At 57.6% G+C, this 2,444-nt stretch carries 3 protein-coding genes; all 3 read left to right on the plus strand.

Annotation, left to right across the window (positions count from 1 at the left end; translation table 11 throughout):
* Positions 1-82 precede the first annotated feature (82 nt).
* Genes tnpA through tnpC form a run of 3 tightly spaced genes read left to right on the plus strand, consistent with a single transcriptional unit; the run spans position 83 to position 2,415 of the window.
* Positions 83-400, plus strand: coding sequence for an IS66 family insertion sequence element accessory protein TnpA (gene tnpA / locus AC13DJ_RS00005; protein ID WP_482933708.1), 318 nt, complete (start codon positions 83-85; stop codon positions 398-400).
* A complete protein-coding gene (gene tnpB / locus AC13DJ_RS00010; protein ID WP_482933709.1) occupies positions 400-768 on the plus strand; it encodes an IS66 family insertion sequence element accessory protein TnpB in 369 nt (122 codons plus the stop codon). The genes tnpA and tnpB overlap by 1 nt, the downstream gene beginning before the upstream one ends.
* Positions 769-813: 45 nt before the next feature.
* Positions 814-2,415, plus strand: a complete 1,602-nt coding sequence (gene tnpC / locus AC13DJ_RS00015; protein WP_482933710.1) for an IS66 family transposase — start codon at positions 814-816, stop codon at positions 2,413-2,415.
* Positions 2,416-2,444: the final 29 nt, after the last annotated feature.

Consider the following 2,444-nt stretch of genomic DNA (forward strand, 5'->3'; position numbering starts at 1 on the left):
GTAAGCGCCAATAAACCAGCACCTACTTTCGGTTACCAAGATTGCCCACACTGATTTCCTCGTCAACCCAGGAGAAATCAGTATGACACACATCGAACGCAGACGGCTCTGGCAGCAACGTATCGAAGACTGGCAGGCATCCGGTTTGTCCGGCATGGCCTACTGCCAGCAGCAATCACTGACTTATTGCCGCTTTGTTTACTGGCGCAAAAAGCTGGCCGAACCGGAGACAGCGGTTCCGGAGCAACCCGTGTCGTCGCCTGGGTTTGCCAAGGTATCGGCAGTGCCTGGTCCGGAGTCGTCAGAAGGATTAACGGTGTCATTGCCCGGCGGCGTCTCGATCACCGGCCTGCACGCCGGCAATGTGGAGTTGCTCGGTGCCGTGCTGAGGCAACTGTAATGCGCCACCGGTACCTTCGCCCCTCCTGGGACCTGCCGGAGATTTACCTGTATCGACAGCCTGTCGATTTCCGCAAGCAGGCCACTGGGTTGGCGCTGATTGTCGAGCAGGAGCTGGGGCACAGCCCGTTCTCCGGAGCGCTTTATGCGTTCACCAATCGACAGCGGAACAAGATCAAGTGCCTGATGTGGGAAGACAACGGCTTCGTGCTCTACTACAAGTCCCTGGCCGAGGAGAAATTCAAGTGGCCGGGGCCGTCGGATGAGCTGATGCCGTTGAACGGCAAGCAGATCAACTGGTTGCTGGACGGCTACGACATCACCCTGCTGCAGGGCCATAAAACCCTGCATTATGAGAGCGTTGGGTAGCACTTTTTAAGTGTGTCAGGGCGTTGTTTTTGCTATAATTTCGCCATGAAAACAATGCCTGATAACACGCCCAAAACACCCGATTTCAGCGGTCTCTCGCCCGTTGAAATGGCGGCCGTTATCGGCGATCTGCAGAGCCAGTTGAAGCAACGTGATGAGACCCTCCAGCGTCGCGACAACTATATCGCTATTCTCGAAGAACTCCTGCGCCACAAGAAGATCCAGCAGTTCGCCGCAAGCAGTGAAAAACAACCCCGCCAGATCCTCTTGTTCGACGAAGCCGAGCTGGAAGTCGAAATTGACGCACTGCGCGACGAACTCCCTGACGATGTGGAAGAAGCCGATGCGCCGCCTCGCTCCCGCAAGCGCCGCCAACGCGGCTTCTCCGACACGCTCTTGCGTGAGCGTATTGAACTGACCCTCAGCGAGGAAGAGAAAGCCGGCGCCAGCAAGACCTTCTTCACCAAAGTGAAGGAAGAGCTGGAGTACATTCCGGCCCAACTGAAAGTCCTGGAGTACTGGCAGGAAAAGGCGGTGTTCGAACAAGACGGTCAAGAGCATGTCATTGCGGCCGCCCGGTCCAAGCACCCACTGGGCAAGTGCATTGCCACACCGTCACTACTGGCTTACCTGATCACCTCCAAGTACGCCGATGGCCTGCCACTGTACCGGCAGGAGCAGATGTTCAAGCGCCTGGGTCATGACCTGAGCCGCACCAGCATGGCCCACTGGATCATCCGCCTGAACGACGTGTTCAAACCGCTGATGACCCTGATGCGTGAAACCCAGAACGGCAGTGACTACCTGCAGGCCGATGAAACCCGGATCCAGGTGCTCAAGGAGGATGGCAAAAAAGCCCAATCGGACAAGTGGATGTGGGTGACCCGGGGTGGTCCACCGGGAAAACCCTCGGTTCTGTTCGAGTATGATCCATCACGAGGTGGCAAGGTGCCGGTGCGCCTGCTGGATGACTTCCAGGGCATCCTGCAAGCCGATGGCTACTCCGGCTATGGGCAGGTCTGCCGTGAAAACGGTCTGACACGCATCGGTTGTTGGGACCATGCCCGGCGCAAGTTCGTGGAAGCCTCCCGGGCTGCGCCAGCCAAGGGCAAAAAAGGCCAGCCATCGAAAGCCGATGTGGCCCTCAGTCACATCCGCAAACTGTACGCCCTAGAAAAAGCCGCGAACGAACTGAGTGACGCCGAGCGCTACCGCGTGCGCCAGGAAAAAAGCCTGCCGCTGCTGAATGCTTTCAAGGCCTGGCTGGAGAAAAACGCCAGCAAGGTGCTGAAAGGCTCGCTCACCCGCAAGGCGATGGATTACACCCTGAACCAATGGGATACCCTGATTGGCTACTGCGAACGTGGCGACCTGAAAATCAGCAACGCGGGTGCCGAGAATGCCATCCGCCCGTTCGCTCTGGGAAGAAAAGCCTGGCTGTTCGCCGACACCTCGCAAGGCGCGAAAGCCAGCGCCACCTGTTACTCGCTGATCGAAACGGCCAAGGCCAACGGGCTGGAACCGTCGGCGTACATCCACCATGTGCTGACGCACATCGCTGATGCGGTTACCCTCGAACAATTGGAAGCTCTCTTGCCCTGGAATGCAGAGCTGCCAGCTTTAAAAAATGTGGCTCAATACGGTTAGGGCAAGTGGGTCGGTTTAATGGCGCTTAC

This window comes from Marinobacter sp. L-46 (genome assembly GCF_056859535.1).

Excerpts from the sequence above, each read along its gene's own strand:
- tnpC (WP_482933710.1), top strand. The coding sequence starts at position 814 with ATGAAAACAATGCCTGATAACACGCCCAAAACACCCGATTTCAGCGGT.
- tnpA (WP_482933708.1), top strand. The coding sequence starts at position 83 with ATGACACACATCGAACGCAGACGGCTCTGGCAGCAACGTATCGAAGAC.
- tnpB (WP_482933709.1), top strand. The coding sequence starts at position 400 with ATGCGCCACCGGTACCTTCGCCCCTCCTGGGACCTGCCGGAGATTTAC.